Genomic DNA, 26251 nt, shown 5'->3' with positions numbered 1-26251 from the left:
GGTTCGGAATCAACGGTAAACGGCAAGACTCAGTCCGCCGCAAATGCAGACGAGAAGGCACGCGCGAAACAGCGACGGGTGCCAGACGAGACGATAGAGGCCCGTATAGGCGAGCAGGCGGTCGACGGCCCAGGTCGCGAGCGCGCCCAGGACGAACATCAGTACCACCGTGGGCATGTAGGCATCGAGAATGGCGATTTCACGCGGCATCATGACGAGGCTCCTTGTTGGGGACGCACGGGGCGGTTGCGGTTGAGCGGCTCGAGCGGCGATTCCGGATCGAGCAGCGCCGTGCGCACGAAATGCAGATTGCTCAGGATGCGCTGCAGCCGGTGGCGCTCCTCGCGCGCCGGCTTGAACGCGTCGAGCGTCTGCCGGGTTGCATCGATCGCGGCATTGACCGCGGCGAGCGTTGCGTCGAAACGCTCGGCGTTCGGCTTGCTGAACAGCGCGGACAGCGCGGTGCGCAGCGTCTCGATCGCGCGTCGCCACGGCGTCGCCGGCGCATAGCGCGGGTCGGACGGCAGCGTCGCCAGTTCGTGACGCAGGTCGAGTGCCGCGTTGCCCGTTTCGAGCACCGCGAACATCCAGCGCAGCGCGTCGCGCTGTACGTCGGGCTGGTCGGCTGACAGCGTGTGCGCCTGATACATCAGGTCGCGCGCGCCGCTCTCGAAGCGCGTACGCAAACCGGCCAGCCGCACGTGGCAGGCCGCGACCACCTGGTGACGCAGGTCGGCGAACAGGCGCTTCTTCAGCCACGGCGCGGTCGGCGGGAACAGCACCGCGAACGCGATCGCCGACACCAGCATCGACAGCACCAGCGCGAGCGCATCGTTCATGAAGCTCGTTGGATCGTAGTGCGTGATGCTGTCCGGGCCTGCGAGGAAACAGAAGAAGATCAGGTAGCCCATTCCGTAGCCCGCGAGCTTCGGCTTCAGCGTCATGAAGATGCCGATCGCGAGCAGCGGTGCCAGGGCCACGCACAGCAGCGGGAAGCCGTCGATGTGCGGGTAGATGCCGAACGTCAGCAAGAAGCCCGTGCAGACCGCCAGTGCCGTACCCATGCCCATCTGCGCGGACATCGCGGTCGGGCGCGGCGTCGACGACGCGAGCGCGCAGGTGGCCGCCGCTGTCAGCGTCAGCGTCACGCCGCTCGGCCACGCGGTCTCGATCCAGAACCAGCCGAGCACGAGGATCACGGTCGCGGTGCGAATCGCCGCGATCACCATCGCCGTCACGTTGGTGCGCGGCTCGTAGCGCTCGATCCAGCGTTCGCGCTCATGCGTCGCGGTCGACAGCGATGCGTAGGTCGCCGCGTATTCGTGCAGGTCGGTGATGAAGCGGTACAGCAGCTCCGACGCCGTGTCGAAATCGAGCAGCGGGAAATCCGGCTGCGTTTCGAGCGTTGCGCGCGTCGCACGGATGCGGCGCGGCAGTTCGTCGCGCCAGGCGAGCAGTTGCTCGGCCGCGAGCGCCGCGTCGGCCGACGTACGCACGGGTTCGCCGTGGCGCGTGAGCAGTGGCGCAATCTCGCGGAAATACGGTTCGATCGCGTCGATCGCGGCCTGGGCGCCGGCCGCGCGCAACCGGTTCATCAACTGGTGCAGCGCATGGAAGCGGCTCGATACGCTCATGAACTCGCTGTTCAGCCGCGCGAGACGGCCACCGCGCATGCGCGTGTCCGGATCCTCGAACACGGCCATGCTGCGCGCCGCTTCGAAGCCGACCACGTCCGCGACGAAGCGCGTGTGGATGGTTTCGATGTGCGCGCGGTCGAGCTTGCCCGACAGTGCCGCCGCGACGTAGTCGACGAAGCTGACGAAGCGCTTGCGCACCGTCGTGCGCATCTGCTCGCCGGTGTACTGCGGAAACACCAGCGCGCTGACCACGCCCGCTGACACGATCCCGACCATGATTTCGGCGACCCGCGTCATCGCGCTCATGAATGCGCCATCCGGATGCTGAGACGCCGGCAGGCCGATCAGCGCGGTCGTGTAGCCCGCGAGCAGGAAGCCGTAGCTGCGGAAGTTGCGGTTGCGCGCGGCGCCGGCCGTGCAGAGTGCGACCCACAGCGCGACCGCGAGCAGGAACAGCTGCGGCTGTTGCGGAAACAGGCCGACGAACGTCAGGGTCGCGATGAGCCCGAAGATCGTGCCGGCGACCCGGTAGAAGCTCTTCGCGAGCACGGCGCCGCTTTGCGGCTGCATCACGATGAATACCGTGGTCATCGCCGTCTTGGGCGCCGGCAGGTCGAGCCGCATCGACACGCCGATCGAGATGAACGCGGCGAGCAGCGCCTTGAACAGATAGAGCCATGCGGCGCCGTCGGTGCGGGCCCAGTCGTCGAACGCGGCGTACCAGGCTGCGAGGCCGCCGGCGTGCGTGGAAGCGGGGGAGGAGGCAGACATATGGCGGTCGCTCCGCGTTACCGTGCGGCCGGCGTGCCGGCCGCACCGGCCGTCGCGACCTGTGCGGGCCGGGCGATGGCCGCGACGGGTTTGGCTCCCGACGCGGCAGCCGGCGCCGCTGCGGATGCGTCGTGCGGCATGTCGGTGCCCGTTTCGACACCGCCGCCGAGCGCAGCCATCAACTGAGCGTGCGCGGCGAGGCGTTCCGCATCGATGCGGGCGGCCGTCTCCTGCGCGCGCAGCAGTTGCTGTTGCGCGATCAGCACGTTCACGTAATCGGTCAGGCCACGGCGGAAGCCTTCGCGCGACAACTGGTAGCTGCGGTCGTTGGCGGCCACCGAGCGCGCGGCGTCCTTCTTCTGCGTATCGAGCGAGCGGATCCGCACGACCTGGTCGGCGATGTCCTTGAGCGCGCCGACGACCGTCTGGTTGTAGCGCTCGACCGCCTGGTCGTAGCCGGCGTCGGCCGCGCCGAGTTGCGCGCGCAGGCGGCCGCCGTCGAAGATCGGCAGCGACAGCGCCGGGCCGGCCGTCCAGCCGCCGTTCATCGCGCGCAGGAAGTCGGTGAACGGCGCGGTCACGCCGAAGCCGCCGACCGTCGCGAGCAGGTCGATGTTCGGGTAGAACGCGGCTTTCGCAACGTCGATGCCGCGTGCCTGCGCGTCGACCGTCCAGCGGGCCGCGACCACGTCGGGGCGGCGGCCGAGCAGGTCGGCCGGCATCGAGGACGGCAGGCCGGCCGGCGCGTCGAGCGACAGGCTCGGCCGCTTGATCGCGTCGCCGGCGCCCGGGCCCTTGCCCGCGAGAGCGGCGAGCTGGTGGCGCGCGAGCTGGATCGCTTCTTCATAACTGTCGATCTGGCGCTCGTAGTCGGGCAGCGTCGATTCCGCCTGGCTGACTTCGAGCTGCGTGCCGAGTCCGGCCTGCAGGCGCTTGCGCGCCAGATCGGCCAGCGCGTGCTGGCGTTCGTACGTTTCGTGGGCGAGGTCGAGCAGCGCGTAGTTCATCGACATGCCGACATACGCGCGCACGACGTTGACCTCGAGCTCGAGCTTCGCGGCCCGTGCGTCGGCGGCGCTCGCGTGCGCGGTGTCGAGCGCGCGCTCGGTCGCGTTCTTGTCCTTGCCCCACAGGTCGAGGTGGTACGACAGGCCGAGCGAGCCGGTGTTGTTCCAGGTATCGGTGTCGGCGAGCGAGCCGGGACCGTAGTAGATGTTGTCGGGCCAATGCTGGCGCATCAGCGACAGGTTGCCGTTGATTTGCGGCAGTTCGGCCGAACGTGCCACGCGTGCCATCGCCTGCGCCTCGCGCACGCGGGCCTCGGCGGCCGCGAGCGTCGGGTTGCCGGCCTGCGCGGCGGCGATCCACGTGTCGAGCTGCGGATCGTTGTACGCGCGCCACCAGTCCGACGCGGGCCAGCCTGCATCGCGGTTGGCGGCACGGATCGCAGCGCCGGCGTCGAGCGTGTTCGCTTCGATACGCGTGGATTGCGGTTTGTTGTCGCCCATGCTCGCGCATCCGGCCATTATTAATGAGACTGCAAGAACCGCCAGTGCCAGCGTCCCTTTTGTTGCCGGAAACTGCACGATTTTCTCCCTTTCGGATATAGATGAGTCGGATGCGATTATATTTTTCAGCGATTCCTGAATAAATGGACAACGGTGCAAGTCATTTTTACGAATCCTGAGATAATATTGCTTGGCCCGTGTGCAACAATCCCTCCGGATTCAAATGGGTAATCGGATGGATACGTTACAAAACATGCGGGTATTCGTCCGCGTGGTCGACGCGGGAAGCTTTACCGCGGCGGCCCAGCAGATGAATTCGACCACCGCCTACGCGTCGCGCGCCGTGTCGGACCTCGAAGCGCACCTGCGCACGCGCCTGCTCAACCGGACGACACGCCGGATCGCGCTGACCGAAGCGGGAGAGCGCTATCTGCAGCGCTGCGAGCAGATCCTTGCTTATGTCGACCAGGCCGAAGCCGAAGCGGGCGACGCGCACGCGCGCCCGTCGGGCAAGCTGAAGGTCCATTGCTTCACGAGCCTGGGGCAGCACTATCTGGTGCCGGCCATCGCGCGCTACCGGCAGCGCTATCCCGAGGTGCACGTCGAACTGACGCTCGCGCAGCGGATGCCGGATCTCCTCGACGAGGGTTACGACGTCGCGATCGTCGTCGGCCGCGACCTGCCCGATTCCGGGCTCGTGTCGCAGCGGCTCGGCGAGAGCTACAGCGTCGTGTGCGCGTCGCCCGGCTATGTCGACGCCCACGGCGCGCCGCACACGCCGGCCGATCTCGAACAGCACGTGTGTCTCGGGATGGTCGCGCCGGGCTTTCACTTCGACGAGTGGTCGCTGTCCGGACCGCGCGGCGACGAGGTGATTCCGATCACGGCGCCGCCGTTCCGCGTCAACGTTGCCGAGGCGCTCGCGGTGGCCGTGCGCGAAGGGATGGGGATCGGCGGGCTGCCGCTTTATTCCGCGATCGGCGGGCTGCGCAGCGGGCAGATCGTGCGCGTGATGCCGGAATACCGGTCGCACGTGATGAACATCTATGCGCTGTATCCGTCGCGCCAGTACCTCGACGCGAAAATTCGCACCTGGGTCGATTTCCTGCGCGACGAACTGCCGGCGACGCTGGAAGCCGACGAAGCCGCGCTCACACAGTTCACGGCTGCGACATGACAGCGCGCTCGCGCGCAATCTGACGGGATTTGTCGTTCACGCAACACTTTTTTACCAACGGTTCGCTGACAGTTTGATACTGTTTCAATTATCGAGATCTGTCCTACCCCCGGAGTCGTAATGGATACGCAACTGATGATCGGCCTTGGCGTTTTGCTTGGTGCGGCTGCTGCCGCCGCGGCGACGCGCGATTTGCTGCGCGCGATGAAGGCACGGATGAAGCCGGTCCCGGTGCGCGCGTCGTCGGACGCATCGCGTCGCGCCGATCGCTGATCCGGCTCGGGTGGAGAGGGGCCGTATCGCGCAGCCGCGCGGGCCGGCCCTCAGCCGAGTTCGACTACTTTGTCCCACGCGAACGCGGGGTTTTCCAGTTCGCCGGTGCGCCGGTGGATGTAGCCGCGCGGGTTGCACACCACGTGCGTGCCGCTGTCGGTCACGTAATCGAATGAAGTATGCGTGTGGCCGTGGATCCACAGGTCCACGGGCGGCCGCACGAGTTCTGCCATGTCCGTGACGAATCCCGCCGACGCCAGGTCTTCCGCATAGCGTTCCGCCAGCGAGCGCAGATGCGGCGCGTGATGGGTGACGACGATCGTCCTGCCCGCGAACGGCGTCGCGAGCCGCGCTTCCAGCCACGCGCGGCTTTGCCGGTGCAGCGCGATCGCGTCGGCCGGTGTGAAATCCCGCTCGGGTTCGTCCTCCGCATGCAGCGCCGCGTCGTGCGGCCAGGTCACCTGAATCAATCCCTTGAAATCGAGCATGACGCGCTCGCCGGCCTCGATCGATCGCGCGACGCTCGCGGCATCGGCGCCGAACAGCGAAAAATCGGTCCACAGCGTCGTGCCGAGCACGCGAAAACGCTCCTGCGGATCGACGTACACGCCGTTGTTCAGGTAATGCACGTGGTCGATCGTGTGCGCGGCGTCGCGCATCGCCGTTTCGAGCGCGCCGAATTCCCCGTCGTAGTACTCGTGGTTGCCCGGCACGTACACCACCGGCACGCCGGGGTCGAACGTCTCGGCGGCCCAGCGCAGGCCTTCCGCGTGATTGTGGATGTCGCCGGCCAGCACGACGAGATCCGCGTCGGCATGCGCGATCGTGTCGGGCTGGTTGTTTTCGAGATGCAGGTCGGACAGGACGCGGACTTTCACGGGCATCGCTCCGGGGTGAGTGGCTTCAGCGCAGGACCTTGCCGGGATTCATCAGGCCGCGCGGATCGAGCGCGGTCTTCAGCGTGCGCATGAGTGTCGTTTCGACCGGCGACTTGTAGCGCTGCGCATCGTCGATCTTCAACTGGCCGATCCCGTGCTCCGCGCTGATCGTGCCGTGGTGACGGTGCACGTTGTCGTACACGACACGGTTGATCGGCACCTGGAACTCGGCGAGGAACGCCTTCGGGTCGCCGCCCTCGGGCGTCTGCACGTTGTAGTGCAGGTTGCCGTCGCCGAGGTGGCCGAACGTGACCATTCGCGCGCCCGGCGCGGCCTGCTGGATCGCTGCGTCGGTTTCGTCGATGAAGCGCGCAATCGACGAGATCGGCACCGCGATGTCGTGCTTGATGTTGAGCCCTTCGTCGGCCTGCGCGAGCGGGATGTGCTCGCGCAGGTCCCAGAACGCGCGCGACTGCGCGAGGTTTTCCGCGACCACCGCGTCGACCACGAGCCCCGCCTCGAACGCTTCTTCCATCAGTTTCTCGAACAGCGCGCGCGCATGCGTTTCGCTTTCGTTGTCCGACAGTTCGAGCAGCACCGTCTGCGCATGCGTGCGGTCGAACGGGTAGCGCAGTTGCGGATAGTGCTTGCCGACGAGCTGCATGCAGAAATCCGACATCAGCTCGAAGCCCGTCAGCAGCGGCCCGGCCGCGCGCTGCGCGAGCGAGAGGAAATCGAGCGCCGCGTGCGGCGACTCGAGCGCGGCCAGCGCCGTGACCTGCGCGGCCGGCAGCGGATGCAGCTTCATCACGGCGGCCGTGATGATCCCGAGCGTGCCTTCCGCGCCAATGAACAGGTCGCGCAGGTCGTAGCCCGTGTTGTCCTTGCGCAGACCGCGCAGCCCGTCCCAGATTTCGCCCTGCGGCGTCACGACCTCGAGCCCGAGGCACAGCTCGCGTGCATTGCCGTAGCGCAGCACCGCGGTGCCGCCCGCGTTGGTCGACAGGTTGCCGCCGATCGTGCAACTGCCTTCGGCTGCGAGGCTCAGTGCGAACAGCCGGCCGCTTTCGCGGGCGCGCACCTGTGCGTCGGCGAGGATCACGCCGGCCTCGACGGTGATCGTGTTGTTGTGCGGATCGAGCGCGCGCACGCGGTTCAGCCGGGACAGGTTCAGCACGGCCTGGCTGCCGCTCGCGTCGGGCGTCGCGCCGCCGGCGAGGCCCGTGTTGCCGCCCTGCGGCACGAGCGCGACGCCATGCGTGTTCGCGAGTGTCACGAGCGCGGCCACTTCGGCCGTATCGGCCGGTTTCAGCACGGCGCACGCGGCGCCCTTGTAGCGGCGGCGCCAGTCGGTCAGGAACGGTTCGGTGTCGTGCGGATCGGTCAGCACGTATGCGGCGCCGATCGCGTCGCGGCAGGCGGAAACGAAGGCTTCAGGAGAATTCATCACGGTCGGTCGCGTAAGGGTCAGGACGCAGCGCGCTGCTTCTTCGCCGCGCGCTTGAACGGCGCGACGTAGGCAAGCGCCGCCACGAAGAAGCCGACGGCGAGCGCGGTCTCGCACCAGCCGAGCGTCGCGGACAGCCCGCGGTCGGACATGCCGCGCACGACGCCTTCGGCGAAATAGGCGAGGATCAGCATGCTCGCCCACTGCATCGTATAGATGTTACGCCGCCAGACGCCGGGCAGCGCGAGCGCGAGCGGCACGGCCTTGAGCATCAGCGCCGAGCCGCCCGGGCGCAGCGGCGCGAGCCACAGCTCCCACGCGAGCGACAGCGCGATCAGCGCGAGCAGGCACGCGGCGGCGGCCAGCGCGTAGTGCGGCCGGGCGGCGACGGGGCGGGCGGGCGCGTTCATGCGGCTTCGGCGGCCTGGGCGGCGGCGAGGGCGGCCGCTGCGCGCGCGAGCCGCACGCCGAGCGCGACCGCGAGCGCCTTTTCGTCCGCCGACAGCCCTTCGGGCGCGCTGCGAGCGTGCTGCGACACGTGCGACGCGCCGTAAGGCGTGCCGCCGGTGCGCGTCGTGCTGAGCGCCGATTCCGTGTACGGGATTCCGACGATCATCATCCCGTGATGCAGCAGCGGCAGCATCATCGACAGCAGCGTCGATTCCTGGCCGCCGTGCAGGCTGCCGGTCGACGTGAACACGCAGGCCGGCTTGCCGGTCAGCGCGCCGGACAGCCATTGCGGCGTCGTGCCGTCGAGGAAATACTTGAGCGATGCGGCCATGTTGCCGAAGCGGGTCGGCGAGCCGAGCGCGAGGCCCGCGCATTCTTCCAGATCGCGCAACTCCGCATACGGCGGACCGTCGGCCGGGATGTCGGGGGCGGTGGCTTCGCAGACCGCCGACACGGGTGGCACGGTGCGGATGCGCGCCTGCATGTCCGGCACGCTGTCGATGCCGTTCGCGATCGCGAGCGCGAGGTCGCGCGTGGCGCCGTGACGGCTGTAATAGAGGACGAGGATGTCTTTCATGGGCGACGGGGCCGCGTGCGGCCGCGCGCATGCCCGGTGCAGTCGGCCCCTGCTGGATCGAGCGGCTATTATAGGGGCTGAAGTCGTCGCGCAGCGCGGCGGCCGCGCGCCGTCGGGCGCGCTGCATCAAGAAGGAGAAGCCGTTTGCCGAAGTTGAGCGTCGATCTCGACACCATCAAGCGCCTCGCGCAGTTCGCGGCCCGGCGCAGCGCCGAGGATCGAATCCCGCAGGTAGCGGGCAGCCTCACGTTCACGACGATGCTGGCCCTCGTGCCGCTCGTGACGGTTGCGTTTGCGTTGTTCACCGCGTTCCCGATGTTCGCGTCGTTCCAGATCTCGCTGCAGGGGTTCCTCGCGGACCACCTGATGCCCGCGCAGTTCAACGTCCAGATCTTCAAGTACCTGAACCAGTTCGCGTCGAAGGCCAAGGGGCTGACGACGGCCGGCCTGATCGTGCTCGTCGTCACGTCGGTAATGACGATGATGACGATCGAATCCGCGTTCAACCTGATCTGGCGCGTGCGCAAGCCGCGGCCGTTCGCGCAGCGCGTGCTCGCGTACTGGGCGTTGATCACGCTCGGCCCGCTGTTGTTCGGCGTGAGCCTGTCGATCTCGTCGTACCTGTTTACGCAGTCGCTGGCGTTCACGGGCGCAGCACCGTCGACGACGCTCATCGAATGGCTGCTCACGCTCGCATCGCTGCCGCTGACCGTGCTCGCGTTCACGCTGCTCTACGTGTACCTGCCGAACTGCACGGTCGCATGGCGCGACGCAGTGATCGGCGGGCTGTTCGCGGCCATCGCGTTCGAACTCGCGAAGCGCGGTTTCGGTTATTACGTGCGGCGCATTCCGACCTATACGGCCGTCTATGGCGCGTTTGCGGCGCTGCCGGTGTTTCTGCTGTGGGTGTACCTGAGCTGGTTCATCGCGCTGCTCGGCGCGATGGTCGCATCCGCGCTGCCCGCGATCCGGGTCGGCCAGTTTCATCGCATCCACTATCCGGGCAGCGACCTGCTCGATGCGCTCGAATTGCTCGCGCGGCTGGCCGAGGCGCGCGCGGTCGGCAAGGCCGGCTATACGGCGATGCGGCTCGCGACCATGCTGCGCTGCGACATGGAAACCGCGCAGCGGCTGTTGCTGACGATGGAGGAGCGGGAATGGATCGCGCGGCTGGATGGCGGCGAGCTCGCGCCGCGCTATATCCTGCTGGCGGACCCGGAGCACCTGACCCTGGCGCAGTTGTTCGACGTGCTTGTGATCGACCGTGGCGAGCTGACCTATCAACTGCAGCGGCGCCGCAGCCACGTCGACGGCGCGGCGTTGCTCGAGGTGCTGTCGAACGACCGGTTCGACGTGTCGCTTGCGTCGCTGATCGCCGCGCACCGGCTGGCAGGGGTGCCGCCGGAGGCGTTCGCGCCGGGGCAGGCGGCCGACGGCGCGCCCGACCCGCACGCGCGGCCGCCGAAAACGGCGTGACGCGGTGCCCGGGGTGGGTATTACAGCGGAATCTTGCCGGTGCAGATGTCCTTGAACATCACCCAGTCACCCATCAGGCTGTAGACCGGATGCCGGAACGTGGCGGGGCGGTTCTTCTCGAAGAAGAAGTGTCCGACCCACGCGAAGCCGTAACCGCATACGACGGCCGCCGGCAGCCACAGCCAATAGCCTGTGGCGATCGCCATCGCGATGCAGCCGATCACGCCGAGCGAGCCGATGAAGTGCAGCCGCCGCGACGTCAGGTTCTGATGTTCGTTCAGGTAGTACGGGTAGAAATCAGCGAAGCTGGCGAAATGTTCCGAATGCGTATGCGCCATGGCCGTCTCCTCGGGCCGCCGTCCATGCGTTCATTGTGCGGCCGGCGGCCCGCGTCCGCAAGCGCGGCGGCCGTGGGCCGCCGGCCTGCGCTTTCCTTTTGACAGGCTTTCCGATAGGATCGAAAGCGGATTTGCATTCAAGCATGAGGGGACTACGATGCGCGTCAGCGATATTCTGAAAGTGAAGGGCAACACGCTGTTTACAGTGACGCCCGATAAGCCGCTGCGCGAAGCGGTCGACACGATGGCCGAGCACGACATCGGTTCGCTCGTCGTGATGGAGTACGGCGATCTAGTCGGGATGCTGACATTCCGCGAGATCATCCTGCGCCTGCACGTGAACGGCGGCGCGATCGGCGACGTCCAGGTGCGCAAGGTGATGGACGAGCCGCTCACCTGCACGCCGGAAACCGACGTCAACGAAGTACGCCGGATGATGCTCGAGCGCCACGCCCGCTACATGCCGGTGCTCGACAAGAAGGTGCTGATGGGCGTCATTTCGTTCTACGACGTTGCGAAGACGGTCGTCGAAGCGCAAAGCTTCGAGAACCGGATGCTGAAGGCGTACATCCGCGACTGGCCGGAATCCGAATCGGAAACCGAAGCGCACAAGCCGTGAAACCCGTCGCGCCCGTTGCCATGACGCGCGGGCGCTGCCATCCGGCGCACGGCGGCGCAGGTTCAGCCTGCGCCGCCGTTTTTTCAACGACAACACAAGGCCCGCGCAGCCTCGCCCAGACGATGCGCGCGTATTCCGAATGAGCGATCACACGCAAGTCTCCTCCGGCTCGCGCGGCGAACGCCGCGAGCACGCGTCACAGTTCGACCTGCTGCGCCAGCGTCGTTTCGCGCCGTTCTTTACGACCCAGTTCCTCGGCGCGCTGAACGACAACGTATTCAAGATCGGCTTCACGTCGCTCGTCACGTATCACACCGCGCGGTTCTCCGGCGTCGACGCGAAGACGGCCGCATTCCTGATTTCCGCGATCTTCATCCTGCCGTTCGTGCTGTTCTCTGCCACGTCCGGGCAGATCGCCGACAAATACGACAAGGCGATGCTCACGCGCTTCGTGAAGACGTTCGAGATCGCGCTGATGCTGGTCGGCGCAGCGGGCTTCGTCACGCACAGCGCGACCTTGCTGTATCTGTGCACGTTCATGATGGGGATGCACTCGACGCTGTTCGGCCCTGTCAAGTACTCGTACCTGCCGCAGCATCTCGGCGACCATGAACTGGTCGGCGGCAACGGCCTCGTCGAGATGGGCACGTTCATCGCGATCCTGATCGGTACGATCATCGGCGGCGCGGCCGCGGGCATCGAAGGCAGCGGCGAGCGCGTGCTGGCGGTCAGTGTCGTCGTGATCGCGCTCGCGGGGCGGCTCGTCGCGCAGCGCGTGCCGACGACGCCCGCGCCGCAGCCCGATCTTGCGATCAACTGGAACCCGTTCAGCGAGACCTGGCGTAATCTCGGCCTCGCGCGGCAGAACCGCACCGTGTTCCTGAGCCTGCTCGGCATTTCGTGGCTGTGGTTCGTCGGCGCGACGTTCCTCACGTCGTTCTTCAATTTCGCGAAGGATGTGCTGTCCGCGAGCCCCGACGTCGTCACGATCCTGCTCGCGACGTTCTCGGTCGGGATCGGCCTCGGCTCGCTGCTGTGCGAGCGGCTGTCGCAGCGGCGCGTCGAGATCGGCCTCGTGCCGCTCGGCTCGATCGGCATCAGCGTGTTCGCGATCGAGCTGTATTTCGCGAGTCACGCGTTGCCGTCGCCGGGCCATCTCCTGTCGGTCGGTGAATTCCTGGCCGGTACGCGCCACTGGCGCATCCTGGCCGACCTGTTCCTGCTCGCGATGTTCGGCGGCTTCTACAGCGTGCCGCTGTATGCGCTGATCCAGAGCCGCAGCGCGCCGACCCACCGTGCGCGAATCATCGCCGCGAACAACATACTGAACGCGCTGTTCATGATCCTGTCCGCGTTGATGGCGATGGGGCTGACCAAGGCCGGCGTCGACATCCCGGGCCTGTTCCTCGTCACCGCGCTGCTGAACGTCGTGGTCGCGACGTATATCTACCTGCTCGTTCCCGAGTTTCTGCTGCGCTTCGTCGCGTGGGTGCTCGTGCACACGTTCTACCGGATTCGTCTCGTGCATGGGGAGCGGATCCCGGCGGAGGGCGCGGCCGTGCTCGTGTGCAATCACGTGAGCTATGTCGATGCGCTCGTGCTGGCCGCCGCGAGCCCGCGGCCGATCCGTTTCGTGATGGATCACCGGATCTTCAAGACGCGCTTTGCCAGCTGGGTGTTCCGCCATGCGAAGGCGATTCCGATCGCGCCGCGCCATGAGGATCCCGAGATGCTCGCCCGTGCGTACGACGCGTGCGAGGCCGCCCTGAAGGACGGCGAACTCGTGTGCATTTTCCCCGAGGGCAAGCTGACCAAGACGGGCGACATCAACACCTTTCATCACGGCATTACCGAGATCCTGACCCGCACGCCGGCGCCCGTAATCCCGATGGCGCTGCGCGGGCTCTGGGGCAGCTATTTCTCCCGTCATGCCGACGCGCGCATGCCGCGACCCATCAAGCGCGGCGTGATGAGCCGGCTGACGCTCGCGGTCGGCGAGCCGATTCCCGCATCGGTCGCGACGCCCGAAGTGCTGCAGGCCGCGGTGACCGAGCTGCGCGGCGCGCGCAAGTGAGCGGGGCGGCCGGGCGCGGCGGTATTGCGCCGGGTCCGGATGACGGCCGCGAGCCGGGCGCCGCCGGCGCTCGACGCCGTCCGCCGGCGGCCGCAACGGCGCGTCCGCCCCGGCGGCGCATGTGGCCTGAACGGTTCACACGGCCCGCGGGGCCGGGACGGCTGGCATAATAGCGGCTCACTTCTTTTTTCGACCGGCAAACGATCGACTGCCCGCAGCCCGAGCAGCGCATCGGTTTGCCCATTTCTCTTTGGGCGGTTCCATCATGTCCGGCAATACCCTCGGCACGCTTTTCACTGTCACGACCTTCGGCGAATCGCACGGTCCCGCGATCGGCTGCGTGATCGACGGCTGCCCGCCGGGAATGGGGCTGACCGAAGCCGACATCCAGCTCGAGCTCGATCGCCGCAAGCCCGGCACGTCGCGGCACGTGACGCAGCGCCAGGAGGCCGACGAGGTCGAGATCCTGTCCGGCGTGTTCGAAGGCGTGACGACCGGCACGCCGATCGCGCTGCTGATTCGCAACACCGACCAGCGCAGCAAGGATTACGGCAACATCGTCGAGACGTTCCGCCCCGGCCACGCCGACTACACGTACTGGCAGAAGTACGGCATCCGCGACTACCGCGGCGGCGGCCGCTCGTCCGCGCGCCTGACCGCGCCGATCGTCGGCGCGGGTGCGGTCGCGAAGAAATGGCTGCGCGAGCGCTTCGGCGTCGAGGTGCGCGGCTACATGAGCGGCCTCGGCGATATCGACGTGCCGTTCGTCGACTGGTCGCACGTGTACGAGAACCCGTTCTTCTCGCCGAACGCGGCGATCGTCCCGGAACTCGAGGCGTACATGGACGCGCTGCGCAAGGACGGCGATTCGATCGGCGCGCGCATCGACGTCGTCGCATCGGGTGTGCCGGTCGGCTGGGGCGAGCCGGTGTTCGACCGGCTCGACGCGGACATCGCGAAGGCGATGATGAGCATCAACGCGGTGAAGGGCGTCGAGATTGGCGCGGGCTTCGACAGCGTCGCGCAACGCGGCTCGGTGCACGGCGACGAACTGACGCCGGGCGGCTTCGTCGGCAACCATGCGGGCGGCGTGCTCGGCGGCATTTCGACCGGGCAGGACATCACCGTGTCGATCGCGATCAAACCGACGTCGAGCATCCGCACGCCGCGCCGCTCGATTACGAAATCCGGCGACGAGGCGACGGTGGAAACCTTCGGCCGCCACGATCCGTGCGTGGGCATTCGCGCAACGCCGATCGCCGAATCGATGCTCGCGCTGGTGCTGATCGATCATGCGCTGCGTCATCGTGCGCAGTGCGGCGACGTCGAGACGCCGACGCCGAAGATCGCGGGCAGCGCGACCTGATAAAACGGCGCCGGCGCTTGCCGCCTCGACCGATCCGATGCGAAACGGGGCGCTTGCGGCGCCCCGTTTTCATTGGGCCGCCGCTTACTCGCGGGCGCTGCTGGTCAGCGCCGGCGGCGCGGCCGATTCCCGCACGCGCAACTCGGGCTGCACCGCGCAGCCGGGCCCCGGCTCGCCGTTCTCGAGCGCATCGAGCAATGCGTGCGCGGCTTTGCGTCCGATCGCATCCGTGTCGACCCACATGGTCGTCAGCGACGGCCGGATCTCGCGAGCCAGCGCGACATCATCGAACCCGGTGATCGACAATTGCGACGGCACGTCGAGGCCCAGCGCCTGTGCTTCGAGCAGCGCGCCGAGCGCGAGCGCATCGTTGCCGCAGATCACCGCCGTTGGCCGCGCCGCCGCGCCGTGCGCGATCGCCCGCAGGCTTTCCCGTCCGAACGCGATCGTGGCCGCGCCTTCGTGCAGATGCACCGGGCGCACCGCGAGTCCGTGCGCGGCAAGCGTGTCGTGAATGCCGCGCAGGCGCGCCTGCACGCGGTCGTTGTCCGCCGACGGCTGCATGATGATCGCGAAATCGCGATGTCCGAGGTCGATCAGGTGAGTGGTCAGGCGCGCGAATGCCGCGCAATTGTCGAAGCCGATGCAGCAGTGCGGGCTGTCGTCTCGATACGCGTAGGTAACGACATACGGCACCCGGTGCAGGTCGAGCAGTTCGAACACCTCCGGCGGATACGCTTCGCCGACCAGCGACACGGCTTCCACGCCGCGCGACAGCATCGCGCGCACCTGCGCGAGCGCCTGTGCCGGATCGTAATTCGAGCAACCCAGAAACAGGGTGATGCCGCGTTCGGCCATCACCGTCTGCATGCCCGCGACCTGCGATGCGAACACCTGGTCGTCTAGCGTCGGGATGATCGCGCCGGTGATATGGGTACGGGTGGACGCGAGCGCGCGGCCCGCCGCATTCGGAATCCAGTTCAGCGCGCGAGCCGCGTCGCGCACGCGTTGCTGTACGTCGGCCGAAACCTTGCCCGGATCGTTGTACACCCGCGAAACGGTCGCGGTCGACACGCCGGCGAGCTTTGCCACGTCGCCCAGCACCGAGCGGCCGTTGCCGCGGCGCGCGCGCGCCGTGCCGCCGCGGGGCGGGGGCGTGCTCATCGAACATCTCCGTGTGCGGCTGCCCTGTGCGGGCAGCCTGTCGTCAAAAATGCCATCGTTTACCCTCGGTCATCGCGGTTCCGCTTGCATTTTTATTGTTGCTTATGCGAATGTAAGCGCTATCTTAATGCTGTTCTGCATTATGTCAGACTCGTGGTCCGTGCGTGTCATGAAATTTTAGTCGTCGACGATGGCCGGTTCGGCCATTTTGTTTGTCGCGAATGTAAGCGGTTACATAGGTAAATGAACGAAGCAAAGTCACCCCGGATCGCTGTCGTGGGCAGCGTCAACGTCGATCTCGTCACGCACGCACCGCGGCTGCCCGTGCCGGGCGAAACGCTGCTCGGCACCACGTTCCAGACGGTCCACGGCGGCAAGGGCGCGAACCAGGCCGTGGCGGCTGCGCGCCTTGGCGCGTCGGTCGCGATGATCGGTTGCGTCGGCGACGACGCGTTCGGGACGCGCCTGCACGGCGCGCTCGCCGCGGAACGCATCGACGTGACGCACCTGCACCGGATCGCAGGAGAAGCGACCGGGGTCGCGACGATCACGGTCGATGCGCATGGCGCGAACAGCATCGTCGTCGTGCCCGGCGCGAACGACTGCCTCGGGACCGCGCGGATCGACGCGGCTCGCGACACGATCGCGGCGGCCGCGCTGATGGTGTGCCAGCTCGAGGTGCCGATCGCGACCGTTGCGCACGCCATTGCCCGGGCGATCGCGCATCGCACGCCGGTGCTGCTCAATCCTGCGCCGGCGCAGCCGCTGTTCGATGCATTGCTCGCCCGGATCGACTACCTCGTCGTCAACGAAACGGAAGCGGAGTCATTGACCGGCATCGCCGTCGGCGACGATGCATCGGCGGTACGCGCGGCCGACGCGCTGTGCGCGAAGGGCGTCGGCAACGTGCTGGTCACGCTCGGTGCGCGCGGCGTCTGCTGGCGCGGCAGCGCGGGCAGCGGCCGTCATGACGCGATGGCGGTGGTCGCGGTCGATACGACGGCGGCCGGCGACACGTTCGTCGGCGGGTTCGCGACGGCCCGCGCGGGCGGCGCGTCGATGGACGACGCAATCGGTTTCGGCCAGCGTGCCGCCGCGATCAGCGTGACGCGCCGAGGCGCGCAGACGTCGATTCCGACGCGCGAAGAAGTGGAGCGCATGGCCCGCTAGAGGCCGCGCACGACGGACAGGGTGCGGCCCGCACCCGTCGATGACATGGAGACAAACGCAATGAACGAAAGCCAGGCTGTTCCGAGTGCGCCGCCCCGTATCCGGCGCGGACAACATATCGCGCTCGCGTTGCTGATGGCGAGCGGGATCGTCAACTATCTCGATCGCGGTACGCTGGCCGTCGCGAGTTCGGCCATCCGGAACGATCTCGGGTTGTCGCTCGCGCAGATGGGGCTGCTGCTGTCGGCGTTCTCGTGGAGCTATGCGCTGTGCCAGTTCCCGGTCGGCGGCTTGGTCGATCGGATCGGGCCGCGCCGGCTGCTCGGCATCGGCCTCATCGTCTGGTCGTTTGCGCAGGCGGCGGGCGGTATCGTGGGCACCTTCGGCTGGTTCATTGTCGCGCGCATCGCGCTCGGCATCGGCGAGGCGCCGCAGTTTCCGTCGGCGGCTCGGGTGGTGAGCAACTGGTTTCCGTTGCGCGCACGCGGCACGCCGACCGGGATCTTCAACGCGGCATCGCCGCTCGGAACCGCGCTTGCGCCGTTGCTGTTGTCGATTCTCGTCGCGTCGTTCGACTGGCGCTGGGCCTTCATCGCGACCGGTGCGCTCGGTCTCGTCGTCGCGGTCGTGTGGTTCGCGCTGTACCGCGATCCGGCGCGTGCGCAATTGACCGCAGCCGAACGCGATTATCTCGATGCCGATGCGCAGACTGCCGTTGCAGCGCCCAAACTGACCTTCACCGAGTGGCGCAGCCTGTTTTCGCACGGCACGACCTGGGGCATGCTGATCGGCTTCTTCGGCTCCGTGTATCTGAACTGGGTCTATCTGACCTGGCTGCCCGGATACCTGACGATGGAGCGGCACATGAGCCTCATTCGCACCGGGTTCGCGGCGTCCGTGCCGTTCCTGTGCGGCTTCGTCGGCTCGCTAATCGCGGGCTGGCTGTCGGATCTGGTGACGCGGCACAGCCGCTCGCCCGTCGTGAGCCGGCGTAATGCGGTGGTCGTCGCGATGCTCGGGATGGTCGCGTTCACGATTCCGGCCGCGCTCGTGCAAAGCAATACGGTCGCGCTTGCGTGCATTTCGGTCGTGATCTTTCTGGCCAATGCGGCTTCCGCATGTTCGTGGGCGCTCGCAACGGCGGCGGCCCCGCCGAGCCGCATCGCATCGCTCGGCGCGATCCAGAATTTCGGCGGCTTTATCGGCGGTGCGCTCGCCCCGATCCTGACGGGCGTCATTGCGCAGAAGTGGTCGTTCGTGCCGGCGCTGCTGACGGCAGCGGCGATCGCATTCGCTGGCGCGATCGCCTACCTGCTGCTGGTGCGCAAGCCGATTCCGGAGCAATCCGCGAGCGCGGCGCCCGGAGCGTTGCCGGCCTGAGCGTGCGGCGTGGCCGCAGCCTTTACCCAAGCAAGGAGAAACAGATGCAGATCCAACCCCATCAGCGTTCGGGCACGACGATCGAGGGAATCGTGCCGGTGATGCTGACGCCGTTCGACGACGCCGGCGCGATCGACTACGCCGGGCTCGAGCGGCTGATCGAATGGTATCTGGCGCACGGCTCGGACGCGTTGTTCGCGGTCGCGCAATCGAGCGAGATGCAATTCCTGAGTCTCGCCGAACGAGCGGAGCTCGCGCGCTTCGTGGTCGAGCGGGTGGCCGGGCGGGTGCCGGTCGTCGCGTCCGGGCACATCAGCGAAGATATCGACGCGCAGGCCGCCGAGCTTTGTGCGGCGGCCGAATCCGGTGCGCAGGGCGTCGTGCTCGTGACCAACCGGCTCGACCCGCAGCGCAAGGGCACTGCCGCGTTTCTCGACAATCTCCACGCGCTGCTGGCCCGATTGCCGTCGGATCTGCCGCTCGGCCTGTATGAATGTCCGGCGCCTTACCGGCGACTGCTGTCCGACGATGAGTTGCGCGCGTGCATCGACACCGGTCGCTTCGTGATGTTGAAGGACGTGAGCTGCGATCTGGAGACGGTGAAGCGGCGCGTCGCGCTCGCTGCGGGTTCGCCGCTGAAGATCCTGAACGCCAACGCGGCGATCGCATGGGATGCGATGAAGGCGGGTTCCGCCGGCTTCAACGGCGTGTTCACCAACTTCCACCCGGATCTGTATCAGTGGCTGCGCACGCAAGGCGACTCGGATCCGGAGCTGGCCGACGAATTGTCGACGTTCCTGGTGGTCTCTGCGGTGTCGGAAGCACTCGGCTACCCCGCGCTCGCGAAGATTTATCACCAGCGGATCGGCACGTTCGGATCGATCCGTTGCCGTGCGATCGACTACGACGTACGCGAGCGGTTCTGGGCGCTCGATGCGGTGCTCGACAAGATCGTGTCCGGTACCGAACACTTCCGTCGGCGGATCGCGGCGCGCTAGCTCAGGCGGCGCACATCGTTGCGCGCGAACGCGGGCAGGGCGGTGCGCAACGCCAAACGGACGAAAAAACGCCGCGCGAGGCGGCGTTCTTGCGGCGGGTTACATGTTCGGGTAATTCGGCCCACCGCCGCCTTCCGGCGTGACCCACACGATGTTCTGGGTCGGGTCCTTGATGTCGCAGGTCTTGCAGTGCACGCAGTTCTGCGCGTTGATCACCAGCCGGTCGCTGCCGTCGTCGTTCTTCACGAACTCGTACACCGCCGCCGGGCAGAAACGCCCCTCCGGCCCCGCGTACGTGCGCAGGTTCACGTTCACCGGCACGCTCGCATCCTTCAGCGTCAGGTGCGCCGGCTGGTTCTCCTCGTGGTTCGTGTTCGAGATGAACACCGACGACAGCCGGTCGAACGTCAGCTTGCCGTCCGGCTTCGGATACTCGATCGGCGCGCACTGCGACGCCGGCTTCAGCATCTCGTGGTCCGCGTGCCGGTGATGCAGCGTCCACGGCACGTTGCCGCCCAGCACCTTCTGCTCGAGCCCCACCATCAGCGTGCCGAGATACAGCCCCTTGGCCATCCACTGCTTGAAGTTGCGCGCGCGGTACAGCTCCGTGTACAGCCACGATTGCTTGAAGGCATCCGGGTACGCGTTCAGCTCGTCCGACTGCCGGCCGGCCTGCACCGCGTCGAATGCGGCGTCCGCCGCCAGCATGCCGGTCTTGATCGCCGCATGGCTGCCCTTGATCCGCGATGCGTTCAGGAAGCCCGCGTCGTCGCCGATCAGCGCGCCGCCCGGGAACACCGTCTTCGGCAGCGACAGCAGCCCGCCAGCCGTGATCGCGCGCGCGCCGTACGACACGCGCTTGCCGCCTTCCAGGAACGCGCGGATCGACGGGTGCGTCTTGTAGCGCTGGAATTCCTCGAACGGCGACAGGTACGGGTTCGTGTAGCCCAGGCCCACCACGAAGCCGACCACGACCTGGTTATTGTCCATGTGATACAGGAACGAGCCGCCGTACGTATCGGACTTCAGCGGCCAGCCGGCCGTGTGGATCACCAGGCCCGGCTTGTGTTTCGCCGGATCGATTTCCCACAGCTCCTTGATGCCGATCCCGTACGCCTGCGGATCGGCGTTCGCGTCGAGCTTGAACTTCGAGATCAGCTGGCGGCCCAGATGGCCGCGGCAGCCTTCGGCGAACAGCGTGTACTTCGCGTGCAGCTCCATGCCGAGCTGGAAGTTCTCGGTCGGCTCGCCGTCCTTGCCCACGCCCATGTTGCCGGTGGCGACGCCCTTCACCGAGCCGTCGTCGTTGTAGAGAATCTCCGCGGCCGGAAAGCCCGGGAAGATCTCCACGCCCAGCGCCTCGGCCTGCTGGCCCAGCCAGCGCGTGACGTTGCCCAGCGAGATCACGTAGTTGCCGTGGTTCTGGAAGTTGGCGGGCAGCGCCCAGTTCGGCGTGGTGATCGCGCTCTTCTCGGACAGGAACAGGAAGCGGTCTTCCGTCACCTCGACATCGAGCGGTGCGCCGCGCTCCTTCCAGTCGGGGAACAGTTCGGTGATCGCGCGCGGGTCCATCACCGCGCCCGACAGGATGTGCGCGCCGATCTCGGAACCCTTCTCGAGCACGCACACACCGATCTCGGTGCCTTTCTCGGCGGCCAGCTGCTTGAGCCGGATCGCCGCAGACAGCCCGGCGGGGCCGCCGCCGACGATCACGACGTCGTATTCCATCGATTCGCGCGGGCCGTATTGCTCGATGAGGCTTGCGGGGGTCATTGGCGTTCCTCTAACCGTTAGAATGCTTTTATTCGGGACCGTATTGTCTGCGAAACGAAACGCTTGCCGCAACAGCATGCGAATAGATTGGCACGATCGTTCTATTTTTTATGCTAGGGTTATGCTGCACGGGACAGGGCGTCCGTCGTGGCGAAATGACATCGAAAGGGGATGTGCAATGGGTCGATCGATCAATCTGGAAGGCAAGGTCGCGCTGGTCACGGGCGCATCGAGCGGCCTCGGGCAACGCTTCGCACAGGTGCTGTCGCAGGCCGGCGCAAAGGTCGTGCTCGCGAGCCGCCGTGTCGAGCGTCTGAAGGAACTGCGTGCGGAGATCGAGGCGGCGGGCGGCGCCGCGCATGTCGTGTCGCTCGACGTCACCGACGTGCAGAGCATCAAGGCGGCCGTCGCGCATGCGGAGACGGAAGCCGGCACGATCGACATCCTCGTGAACAATTCGGGCGTGTCGACGATGCAGAAGCTCGTCGACGTGACGCCGGCCGATTTCGAGTTCGTGTTCGATACGAACACGCGCGGCGCATTCTTCGTCGCGCAGGAAGTCGCGAAGCGGATGATCATGCGCTCGAACGGCACCGGCAAGCCGCCGTACCGGATCATCAACATCGCGTCGGTGGCCGGCCTGCGCGCGTTTCCGCAGATCGGGCTGTATGCGATGAGCAAGGCCGCGGTGGTGCATATGACGCGCGCGATGGCACTCGAATGGGGCCGCCACGGGATCAACGTCAACGCGATCTGCCCGGGTTATATCGATACCGAAATCAATCACTACCTGTGGGAAACCGAGCAGGGCCAGAAGCTGCAGTCGATGCTGCCGCGCCGGCGCGTCGGCAAGCCGCAGGATCTCGACGGGCTGTTGTTGCTGCTCGCGGCCGACGAGTCGCAGTTCATCAATGGCTCGATTATCTCCGCCGACGACGGCTTCGGCGTCGCGTGAGCGGATGACATTCAGCAACAAAGAAGGCAGCAATGAGCGATTACTCCCCCGTTTTTGAAATGTCGATGCCGATTCGCTGGGGCGACATGGACGCGTTCGGCCACGTGAACAACACGGTCTATTTTCGCTACATGGAGCAGGCCCGGATCTCGTGGTTCGAGGAGCTCGGCATCGCGGGCGGCAACGGCGAGGGGCAGGGGCCTGTCATCGTCACCGCGTCGATGGAGTTCCTGAAGCAACTGCATTATCCGGGCAACGTGATCGCGAGGATGTCGGCCGCGAAGCCCGGCCGCAGCAGCTTCGACACGGGTTTCGAGCTCACGCGTGCGGACGATCCGCACCACGTCTATGCGCGCGGGAACGCGCGCTGCGTGTGGGTCGACTACGCGCTCGGCAAGTCGGTACCGCTGCCGCAACTGCTGCGCGACACGATCGAGCGCGCGCTGGCGACGAAGGTCGACTGAGCGCGGCAGCGACGCACCCGGTGCCGGCGTGCCGGTGTGTCGTCATGTCTGGATGATCCCCGAATCGGCCGCGTCATGCGGCCGATTGTCATTGCGGCCGCGCTTTCATTGGCCGAGCAGGCGCTGCAGCAGTTCCGGCGTATTGTTCGTTCCGTATTTGCGCATCAGCCGCGCGCGGTAGATGTCGACGGTGCGCGAGCTGATATCGAGCACGCGGCCGATCTGCTTGCTCGTCTTGCCGGTGGCGAGCTGCGCGGCGATCTCGCGTTCGCGCGGCGTCAGTTCGACGGCGACCCGGCGCGTCGCGCTCAGATCCTCGAAGGTCCACACGCCGGCCGCGAGCGGCGCGGTGCGGTCGAGCGCGCGGCCCGTCACGTGGCACCAGAACAGCTCGCCGTCCGCCCGTTTCATGATTCTGTCATCGGAGTAGATGCCGTTCGCGATCATCACGCGCGAGATGCGCTCGCCGATCCGCTGGAATTCGTCCGGCGACGGATAGAGCACTTCGTAGGATTTTCCGATCAGATCGGCCCGCGCGCAGCGGAAGATCGACGCGAGCGCGTTGTTGCAGTCCTCGATCACGCGGTCGCGCGACAGCACGAGGCCGAGCGGCGCGAGGTGGAAGGCAGTCTGGTAATCGAGAGCGGGCATGGCGCAGGCAAGCGGAGGCAAACGCTTATGTATTTTTGCGTATTGTGCCGCATCCGCGCCGCATCGTACCCTTTCAGGCATCTCGCGGCGGTTTGCCGCGATATAAAAACAGCGCGCTTCGACGCACGCATCGCGACGCATGCATAGAATGATGCGGCAGGCTTGCGGGCCGTGTAGGCGCGCGAACCGGTTTTGCTGGTTTCCATAGAGGAAGGGACATACAGATGAACAAAGTCTATCCCAGCGCGGCTGCCGCGCTGGAAGGGATCGTCCGCGACGGACAGACCTTCGCGGTGGGCGGCTTCGGCCTGTGCGGGATTCCCGAGGCGCTGATCGCCGCGCTGCGCGATTCCGCCGTCAAGGGCATCACCTGCATCAGCAACAATGCGGGTGTCGACGGCTTCGGTCTCGGCCTGTTGCTGGAAACGCGCCAGATCAAGAAGATGATCTCGTCGTACGTCGGCGAGAACAAGGAGTTCGAACGCCAGTACCTGGCCGGCGAACTCGAGCTCGAATTCACGCCGCAGGGCACGCTCGCCGAGAAGCTGCGCGCCGGCGGCGCGGGCATCCCGGCGTTCTTCACGAACACGGGCTACGGCACCGTGATCGCGGAAGGCAAGGAAACGCGCCAGTTCGGCGATCGCCACTACGTGCTCGAGCCGTCGCTGACGGCCGACGTCGCGCTTGTGAAGGCATGGAAGGCCGACAAGTCCGGCAACCTGATCTATCGCCGTACCGCGCGCAACTTCAACCCGATGTGCGCGATGGCGGGCAAGATCACCGTGGTTGAAGTCGAGGAGATCGTCGAGAACGGCGCACTCGATCCGGACCAGGTCCATACGCCGGGGATCTTCGTGCAGCGCATCGTGCTGAACGCGACGCCTGAAAAACGCATCGAACAACGCGTCGTACGCGCGAAAGGAGACTGACATGGCCTGGAATCGTGACCAGATGGCCGCGCGCGCGGCGAAGGAACTGCAGGACGGCTTCTACGTGAATCTCGGCATCGGCTTGCCGACGCTCGTCGCGAACCACGTGCCGGAAGGCGTCGAGGTGTGGCTGCAGTCGGAAAACGGCCTGCTCGGCATCGGCCCGTCGCCGACCGAAGACGAAGTCGACGCCGACCTGATCAATGCCGGCAAGCAGACCGTCACGACGCTGCCGGGCTCGTCGATCTTCTCGTCGGCCGATTCGTTCGCGATGATCCGCGGCGGCCACATCAACCTCGCGATCCTCGGTGCGATGCAGGTCAGCAAGAGCGGCGACCTCGCGAACTGGATGATCCCGGGCAAGATGATCAAGGGGATGGGCGGGGCGATGGACCTCGTTGCGGGCGTGAAGCGCGTCGTGGTGCTGATGGAGCATGTCGCGAAGGGCGACCAGCACAAGATTCTCGACGAATGCAACCTGCCGCTGACGGGCGTCGGCGTGGTCGACCTGATCATCACCGATCTCGGCGTGATCGAAGTGACGCCGAACGGCCTGAAGGTGCTGGAACTCGCCGACGGCGTGAGCGCCGAAGAGATTCAGACGAAGACGGGCGCGCCGCTCGACGTGAGCGCGGTCGCATAAGTTCGCCGCGCGCGAGCGCGGTCGCGACGCCCCGCATGCCGGACGACGGCATGCGGGGCGTTTGTCTTTGGCGGCGTGCGCATGCCGATGCTTCCCGCGCGTGCCGACCCGCGCAGGCGAAGCGGTTTACAATCGTCTGCATCGGGCAATGCGTGCGTTGCCCGCCGCGCCGCCCACGTTCGACAGGATGCCAACGATGCCAACGACCTCAGCGAATCCTCCGGTTCCCCGTCTGCGACGCGTGCAGTGTGCAAGCGCCGCCGGCCTTCATCATGTCGCCTATACGGAATGGGGCGACCCCGCCAATCCGCGCGTGCTGCTGTGCGTACACGGCCTGACCCGCTCGGGGCGCGATTTCGACCGGCTTGCCGCGGCGTTGTCCGACACGTATCGCGTCGTCTGTCCCGACGTCGTCGGGCGCGGCCGGTCCGACTGGTTTGCCGACCCGCGGCTTTACGCGATTCCGCAATATGCGGCCGACATGGTGACGCTGATCGCGCGGCTCGATGTCGAATCGGTCGACTGGTTCGGCACGTCGATGGGCGGGCTGATCGGCATGGCGCTCGCGGGGCTGCCCGGCTCACCGCTGCACCGGATGATCGTCAACGACGTCGGTCCGCGCATCGAGCCCGACTCGCTCGCGCGCATCGGCGAATACCTCGGCGTGCAGCCGAGCTTTTCGACCGAGCAGGAAGGCGTCGACTACCTGACGTCGCTGTCGCTGCCGTTCGGCGCGCTGAGCGGCGACGAGTGGCGCGAAATCAACGGGCCGTTGCTGCGCGAGCTGCCCGACGGCCGCTGGACGATGCGCTACGATCCGCGTATCGCCGAACCGTTCAAGGCGACGACGCCGGAGCTGGCCGCGCTCGGCGAAGCCGCGTTGTGGCGTGCGATCGAGACGACCGACGCATCGCTGCTGGTCGTGCGAGGCGAAAGCTCCGACCTGCTGTCGCGCGAGACGGCGGCCGAGATGGTGCGTCGCGGCCGGCATGTGAAGCAGGTCGAGATTGCGGGTGCCGGCCATGCGCCTGCGTTCATCAGCGCCGACCAGATTGCGCTTGCGCGCCGGTTTTTCGTCGAAGGCGACGCATAATCGCGTCATAATATGCGGTTCGGCGGCACGCGGGCCGCGTTGTCGCCGATTCTTCTTCACTCATTCAGACCGGAACATTCCATGGCAGTCATTCGTCACCACGTCGGGGCCCGTCTCTCCGAAACCGCGATCCACAACGGTACCGTGTATCTGGCCGGCCAGATCGCCGAAGACACCACGCAGGACATCCGGGGCCAGACACGCGAAGTGCTCGGCCACATCGATCGCCTGCTCGCGGAAGCGAACAGCGACAAGGCGCATCTGCTGTCGGTGCAGATCTACATTTCCGATCTCGCGAACTTCGAAGGCATGAACGCGGAGTGGGACGCGTGGGTCGCGCAGGGCAACACGCCGCCGCGAGCCACCGTCGAAGCGAAGCTCGCGGATCCCGCGCTGCTCGTCGAGATCGTCGTCGTCGCCGCGCAACGGAGCTGAGCGAA

26 protein-coding genes are annotated in these 26251 nt (G+C 66.8%); 15 read left to right on the top strand and 11 right to left on the bottom strand.

The genetic code is table 11. The features are described from left to right. Positions 1–9: 9 nt before the first annotated feature. The 3 genes from DIE13_RS03810 to DIE13_RS03800 are packed head-to-tail and all read right to left on the bottom strand — an operon-like array spanning position 10 to position 3994. A complete protein-coding gene (locus tag DIE13_RS03810; protein ID WP_011351756.1) occupies positions 10–213 on the bottom strand; it encodes a DUF1656 domain-containing protein in 204 nt (67 codons plus the stop codon). Next, on the bottom strand, positions 210–2408 hold the full coding sequence (locus tag DIE13_RS03805) for an FUSC family protein (protein WP_124825886.1): 2199 nt from the start codon (positions 2406–2408) through the stop codon (positions 210–212). Before DIE13_RS03805 ends, DIE13_RS03810 begins: the two co-directional genes overlap by 4 nt. Before the next feature lie 17 nt (positions 2409–2425). Continuing rightward, on the bottom strand, positions 2426–3994 hold the full coding sequence (locus DIE13_RS03800; RefSeq protein ID WP_124825885.1) for an efflux transporter outer membrane subunit: 1569 nt from the start codon (positions 3992–3994) through the stop codon (positions 2426–2428). Between the two features lie 157 nt (positions 3995–4151). Here DIE13_RS03800 and DIE13_RS03790 point away from each other — a divergent pair, with 157 nt between their 5' ends. Continuing rightward, on the top strand, positions 4152–5093 hold the full coding sequence (locus tag DIE13_RS03790) for a LysR family transcriptional regulator (protein ID WP_124825884.1): 942 nt from the start codon (positions 4152–4154) through the stop codon (positions 5091–5093). A gap of 120 nt (positions 5094–5213) precedes the next feature. Next, a complete protein-coding gene (locus DIE13_RS32780) occupies positions 5214–5366 on the top strand; it encodes a hypothetical protein (RefSeq protein WP_175751165.1) in 153 nt (50 codons plus the stop codon). Between the two features lie 50 nt (positions 5367–5416). Here DIE13_RS32780 and DIE13_RS03785 read toward each other — a convergent pair whose 3' ends face one another. Genes DIE13_RS03785 through wrbA form a run of 4 tightly spaced genes read right to left on the bottom strand, consistent with a single transcriptional unit; the run spans position 5417 to position 8718 of the window. Next, on the bottom strand, positions 5417–6244 hold the full coding sequence (locus tag DIE13_RS03785; RefSeq protein ID WP_124825883.1) for a metallophosphoesterase: 828 nt from the start codon (positions 6242–6244) through the stop codon (positions 5417–5419). Positions 6245–6269: 25 nt separating this feature from the next. Then, complete coding sequence (locus tag DIE13_RS03780; protein WP_124825987.1) at positions 6270–7691, bottom strand: FAD-binding oxidoreductase; 1422 nt, start codon at positions 7689–7691, stop codon at positions 6270–6272. Positions 7692–7711: 20 nt separating this feature from the next. After that, positions 7712–8101, bottom strand: coding sequence for a DUF2069 domain-containing protein (locus DIE13_RS03775; protein ID WP_124825882.1), 390 nt, complete (start codon positions 8099–8101; stop codon positions 7712–7714). Continuing rightward, a complete protein-coding gene (gene wrbA, locus DIE13_RS03770) occupies positions 8098–8718 on the bottom strand; it encodes an NAD(P)H:quinone oxidoreductase (protein ID WP_124825881.1) in 621 nt (206 codons plus the stop codon). The genes DIE13_RS03775 and wrbA overlap by 4 nt, the downstream gene beginning before the upstream one ends. A gap of 144 nt (positions 8719–8862) precedes the next feature. On the opposite strand from wrbA, the gene DIE13_RS03765 reads away from it, so the two are divergent. Beyond that, positions 8863–10194: a YihY family inner membrane protein gene (locus tag DIE13_RS03765; protein WP_124825880.1), complete on the top strand. Its 1332-nt coding sequence runs from the start codon at positions 8863–8865 to the stop codon at positions 10192–10194. A 20-nt stretch (positions 10195–10214) separates the two neighbouring features. Here DIE13_RS03765 and DIE13_RS03760 read toward each other — a convergent pair whose 3' ends face one another. Then, positions 10215–10532 (bottom strand): Mpo1-like protein, encoded by a 318-nt coding sequence (locus DIE13_RS03760; protein WP_124825879.1) that lies wholly within the window; start codon positions 10530–10532, stop codon positions 10215–10217. A gap of 157 nt (positions 10533–10689) precedes the next feature. On the opposite strand from DIE13_RS03760, the gene DIE13_RS03755 reads away from it, so the two are divergent. The 3 genes from DIE13_RS03755 (at position 10690) to aroC (ending at position 14591) form a co-directional block, all read left to right on the top strand. After that, positions 10690–11151 (top strand): CBS domain-containing protein, encoded by a 462-nt coding sequence (locus tag DIE13_RS03755; RefSeq protein ID WP_124825878.1) that lies wholly within the window; start codon positions 10690–10692, stop codon positions 11149–11151. Between the two features lie 139 nt (positions 11152–11290). Next, entirely contained in the window at positions 11291–13225 is a 1935-nt protein-coding gene (locus DIE13_RS03750; protein ID WP_124825877.1) for an MFS transporter, read from the top strand. Between the two features lie 265 nt (positions 13226–13490). Next, complete coding sequence (gene aroC / locus DIE13_RS03745; protein WP_124825876.1) at positions 13491–14591, top strand: chorismate synthase; 1101 nt, start codon at positions 13491–13493, stop codon at positions 14589–14591. 84 nt (positions 14592–14675) lie between these two features. Here aroC and DIE13_RS03740 read toward each other — a convergent pair whose 3' ends face one another. Next, entirely contained in the window at positions 14676–15755 is a 1080-nt protein-coding gene (locus DIE13_RS03740) for a LacI family DNA-binding transcriptional regulator (protein ID WP_124825875.1), read from the bottom strand. Positions 15756–15998: 243 nt separating this feature from the next. Here DIE13_RS03740 and rbsK point away from each other — a divergent pair, with 243 nt between their 5' ends. From rbsK to DIE13_RS03725, 3 genes are read left to right on the top strand one after another with little or no spacing between them, the layout of a single operon-like run. Further along, complete coding sequence (gene rbsK / locus DIE13_RS03735; RefSeq protein ID WP_124825874.1) at positions 15999–16925, top strand: ribokinase; 927 nt, start codon at positions 15999–16001, stop codon at positions 16923–16925. Between the two features lie 60 nt (positions 16926–16985). Continuing rightward, positions 16986–18305, top strand: a complete 1320-nt coding sequence (locus DIE13_RS03730; RefSeq protein WP_124825873.1) for an MFS transporter — start codon at positions 16986–16988, stop codon at positions 18303–18305. Between the two features lie 44 nt (positions 18306–18349). Next, complete coding sequence (locus DIE13_RS03725; RefSeq protein ID WP_261323477.1) at positions 18350–19303, top strand: dihydrodipicolinate synthase family protein; 954 nt, start codon at positions 18350–18352, stop codon at positions 19301–19303. 99 nt (positions 19304–19402) lie between these two features. Here the strand turns inward: DIE13_RS03725 and DIE13_RS03720 are convergent, their stop codons facing one another. Beyond that, positions 19403–21076 (bottom strand): electron transfer flavoprotein-ubiquinone oxidoreductase, encoded by a 1674-nt coding sequence (locus tag DIE13_RS03720; protein ID WP_124825872.1) that lies wholly within the window; start codon positions 21074–21076, stop codon positions 19403–19405. Positions 21077–21254: 178 nt separating this feature from the next. Here DIE13_RS03720 and DIE13_RS03715 point away from each other — a divergent pair, with 178 nt between their 5' ends. Together DIE13_RS03715 and DIE13_RS03710 are read left to right on the top strand one after the other, a co-directional pair. After that, entirely contained in the window at positions 21255–22031 is a 777-nt protein-coding gene (locus DIE13_RS03715; protein WP_124825871.1) for an SDR family oxidoreductase, read from the top strand. Between the two features lie 32 nt (positions 22032–22063). Continuing rightward, positions 22064–22495, top strand: a complete 432-nt coding sequence (locus DIE13_RS03710; RefSeq protein ID WP_124825870.1) for a thioesterase family protein — start codon at positions 22064–22066, stop codon at positions 22493–22495. 105 nt (positions 22496–22600) lie between these two features. On the opposite strand, the gene DIE13_RS03705 is transcribed toward DIE13_RS03710, so the two are convergent. Then, positions 22601–23146 (bottom strand): LuxR C-terminal-related transcriptional regulator, encoded by a 546-nt coding sequence (locus DIE13_RS03705; RefSeq protein ID WP_124825869.1) that lies wholly within the window; start codon positions 23144–23146, stop codon positions 22601–22603. A 224-nt stretch (positions 23147–23370) separates the two neighbouring features. On the opposite strand from DIE13_RS03705, the gene DIE13_RS03695 reads away from it, so the two are divergent. From DIE13_RS03695 to DIE13_RS03680, 4 genes are all read left to right on the top strand, one after another. Then, positions 23371–24075: a CoA transferase subunit A gene (locus tag DIE13_RS03695; protein ID WP_012328363.1), complete on the top strand. Its 705-nt coding sequence runs from the start codon at positions 23371–23373 to the stop codon at positions 24073–24075. 1 nt (position 24076) lies between these two features. After that, complete coding sequence (locus DIE13_RS03690) at positions 24077–24718, top strand: CoA transferase subunit B (protein ID WP_124825867.1); 642 nt, start codon at positions 24077–24079, stop codon at positions 24716–24718. Positions 24719–24914: 196 nt separating this feature from the next. Further along, positions 24915–25811, top strand: a complete 897-nt coding sequence (locus tag DIE13_RS03685; protein WP_124825866.1) for an alpha/beta fold hydrolase — start codon at positions 24915–24917, stop codon at positions 25809–25811. An 81-nt stretch (positions 25812–25892) separates the two neighbouring features. Continuing rightward, positions 25893–26246, top strand: a complete 354-nt coding sequence (locus tag DIE13_RS03680; protein ID WP_027784253.1) for a RidA family protein — start codon at positions 25893–25895, stop codon at positions 26244–26246. The last annotated feature ends 5 nt before the right edge of the window (positions 26247–26251 follow it).

It is taken from the genome of Burkholderia sp. Bp9016 (genome assembly GCF_003857765.1).
GTDB lineage: Bacteria > Pseudomonadota > Gammaproteobacteria > Burkholderiales > Burkholderiaceae > Burkholderia.
This window is presented reverse-complemented; position numbering and strand designations above follow the sequence as displayed.

Bases quoted from the DNA above. Each gene is read 5' to 3' on its own strand.
- DIE13_RS03810 (WP_011351756.1), bottom strand. From the start codon at position 213: ATGATGCCGCGTGAAATCGCCATTCTCGATGCCTACATGCCCACGGTG.
- DIE13_RS03805 (WP_124825886.1), bottom strand. From the start codon at position 2,408: ATGTCTGCCTCCTCCCCCGCTTCCACGCACGCCGGCGGCCTCGCAGCC.
- DIE13_RS03790 (WP_124825884.1), top strand. From the start codon at position 4,152: ATGGATACGTTACAAAACATGCGGGTATTCGTCCGCGTGGTCGACGCG.
- DIE13_RS32780 (WP_175751165.1), top strand. From the start codon at position 5,214: ATGGATACGCAACTGATGATCGGCCTTGGCGTTTTGCTTGGTGCGGCT.
- DIE13_RS03780 (WP_124825987.1), bottom strand. From the start codon at position 7,691: ATGAATTCTCCTGAAGCCTTCGTTTCCGCCTGCCGCGACGCGATCGGC.
- DIE13_RS03775 (WP_124825882.1), bottom strand. From the start codon at position 8,101: ATGAACGCGCCCGCCCGCCCCGTCGCCGCCCGGCCGCACTACGCGCTG.
- wrbA (WP_124825881.1), bottom strand. From the start codon at position 8,718: ATGAAAGACATCCTCGTCCTCTATTACAGCCGTCACGGCGCCACGCGC.
- DIE13_RS03760 (WP_124825879.1), bottom strand. From the start codon at position 10,532: ATGGCGCATACGCATTCGGAACATTTCGCCAGCTTCGCTGATTTCTAC.
- DIE13_RS03755 (WP_124825878.1), top strand. From the start codon at position 10,690: ATGCGCGTCAGCGATATTCTGAAAGTGAAGGGCAACACGCTGTTTACA.
- DIE13_RS03750 (WP_124825877.1), top strand. From the start codon at position 11,291: ATGAGCGATCACACGCAAGTCTCCTCCGGCTCGCGCGGCGAACGCCGC.
- aroC (WP_124825876.1), top strand. From the start codon at position 13,491: ATGTCCGGCAATACCCTCGGCACGCTTTTCACTGTCACGACCTTCGGC.
- DIE13_RS03740 (WP_124825875.1), bottom strand. From the start codon at position 15,755: ATGAGCACGCCCCCGCCCCGCGGCGGCACGGCGCGCGCGCGCCGCGGC.
- rbsK (WP_124825874.1), top strand. From the start codon at position 15,999: ATGAACGAAGCAAAGTCACCCCGGATCGCTGTCGTGGGCAGCGTCAAC.
- DIE13_RS03730 (WP_124825873.1), top strand. From the start codon at position 16,986: ATGAACGAAAGCCAGGCTGTTCCGAGTGCGCCGCCCCGTATCCGGCGC.
- DIE13_RS03725 (WP_261323477.1), top strand. From the start codon at position 18,350: ATGCAGATCCAACCCCATCAGCGTTCGGGCACGACGATCGAGGGAATC.
- DIE13_RS03720 (WP_124825872.1), bottom strand. From the start codon at position 21,076: ATGACCCCCGCAAGCCTCATCGAGCAATACGGCCCGCGCGAATCGATG.
- DIE13_RS03715 (WP_124825871.1), top strand. From the start codon at position 21,255: ATGGGTCGATCGATCAATCTGGAAGGCAAGGTCGCGCTGGTCACGGGC.
- DIE13_RS03710 (WP_124825870.1), top strand. From the start codon at position 22,064: ATGAGCGATTACTCCCCCGTTTTTGAAATGTCGATGCCGATTCGCTGG.
- DIE13_RS03705 (WP_124825869.1), bottom strand. From the start codon at position 23,146: ATGCCCGCTCTCGATTACCAGACTGCCTTCCACCTCGCGCCGCTCGGC.
- DIE13_RS03695 (WP_012328363.1), top strand. From the start codon at position 23,371: ATGAACAAAGTCTATCCCAGCGCGGCTGCCGCGCTGGAAGGGATCGTC.
- DIE13_RS03690 (WP_124825867.1), top strand. From the start codon at position 24,077: ATGGCCTGGAATCGTGACCAGATGGCCGCGCGCGCGGCGAAGGAACTG.
- DIE13_RS03685 (WP_124825866.1), top strand. From the start codon at position 24,915: ATGCCAACGACCTCAGCGAATCCTCCGGTTCCCCGTCTGCGACGCGTG.
- DIE13_RS03680 (WP_027784253.1), top strand. From the start codon at position 25,893: ATGGCAGTCATTCGTCACCACGTCGGGGCCCGTCTCTCCGAAACCGCG.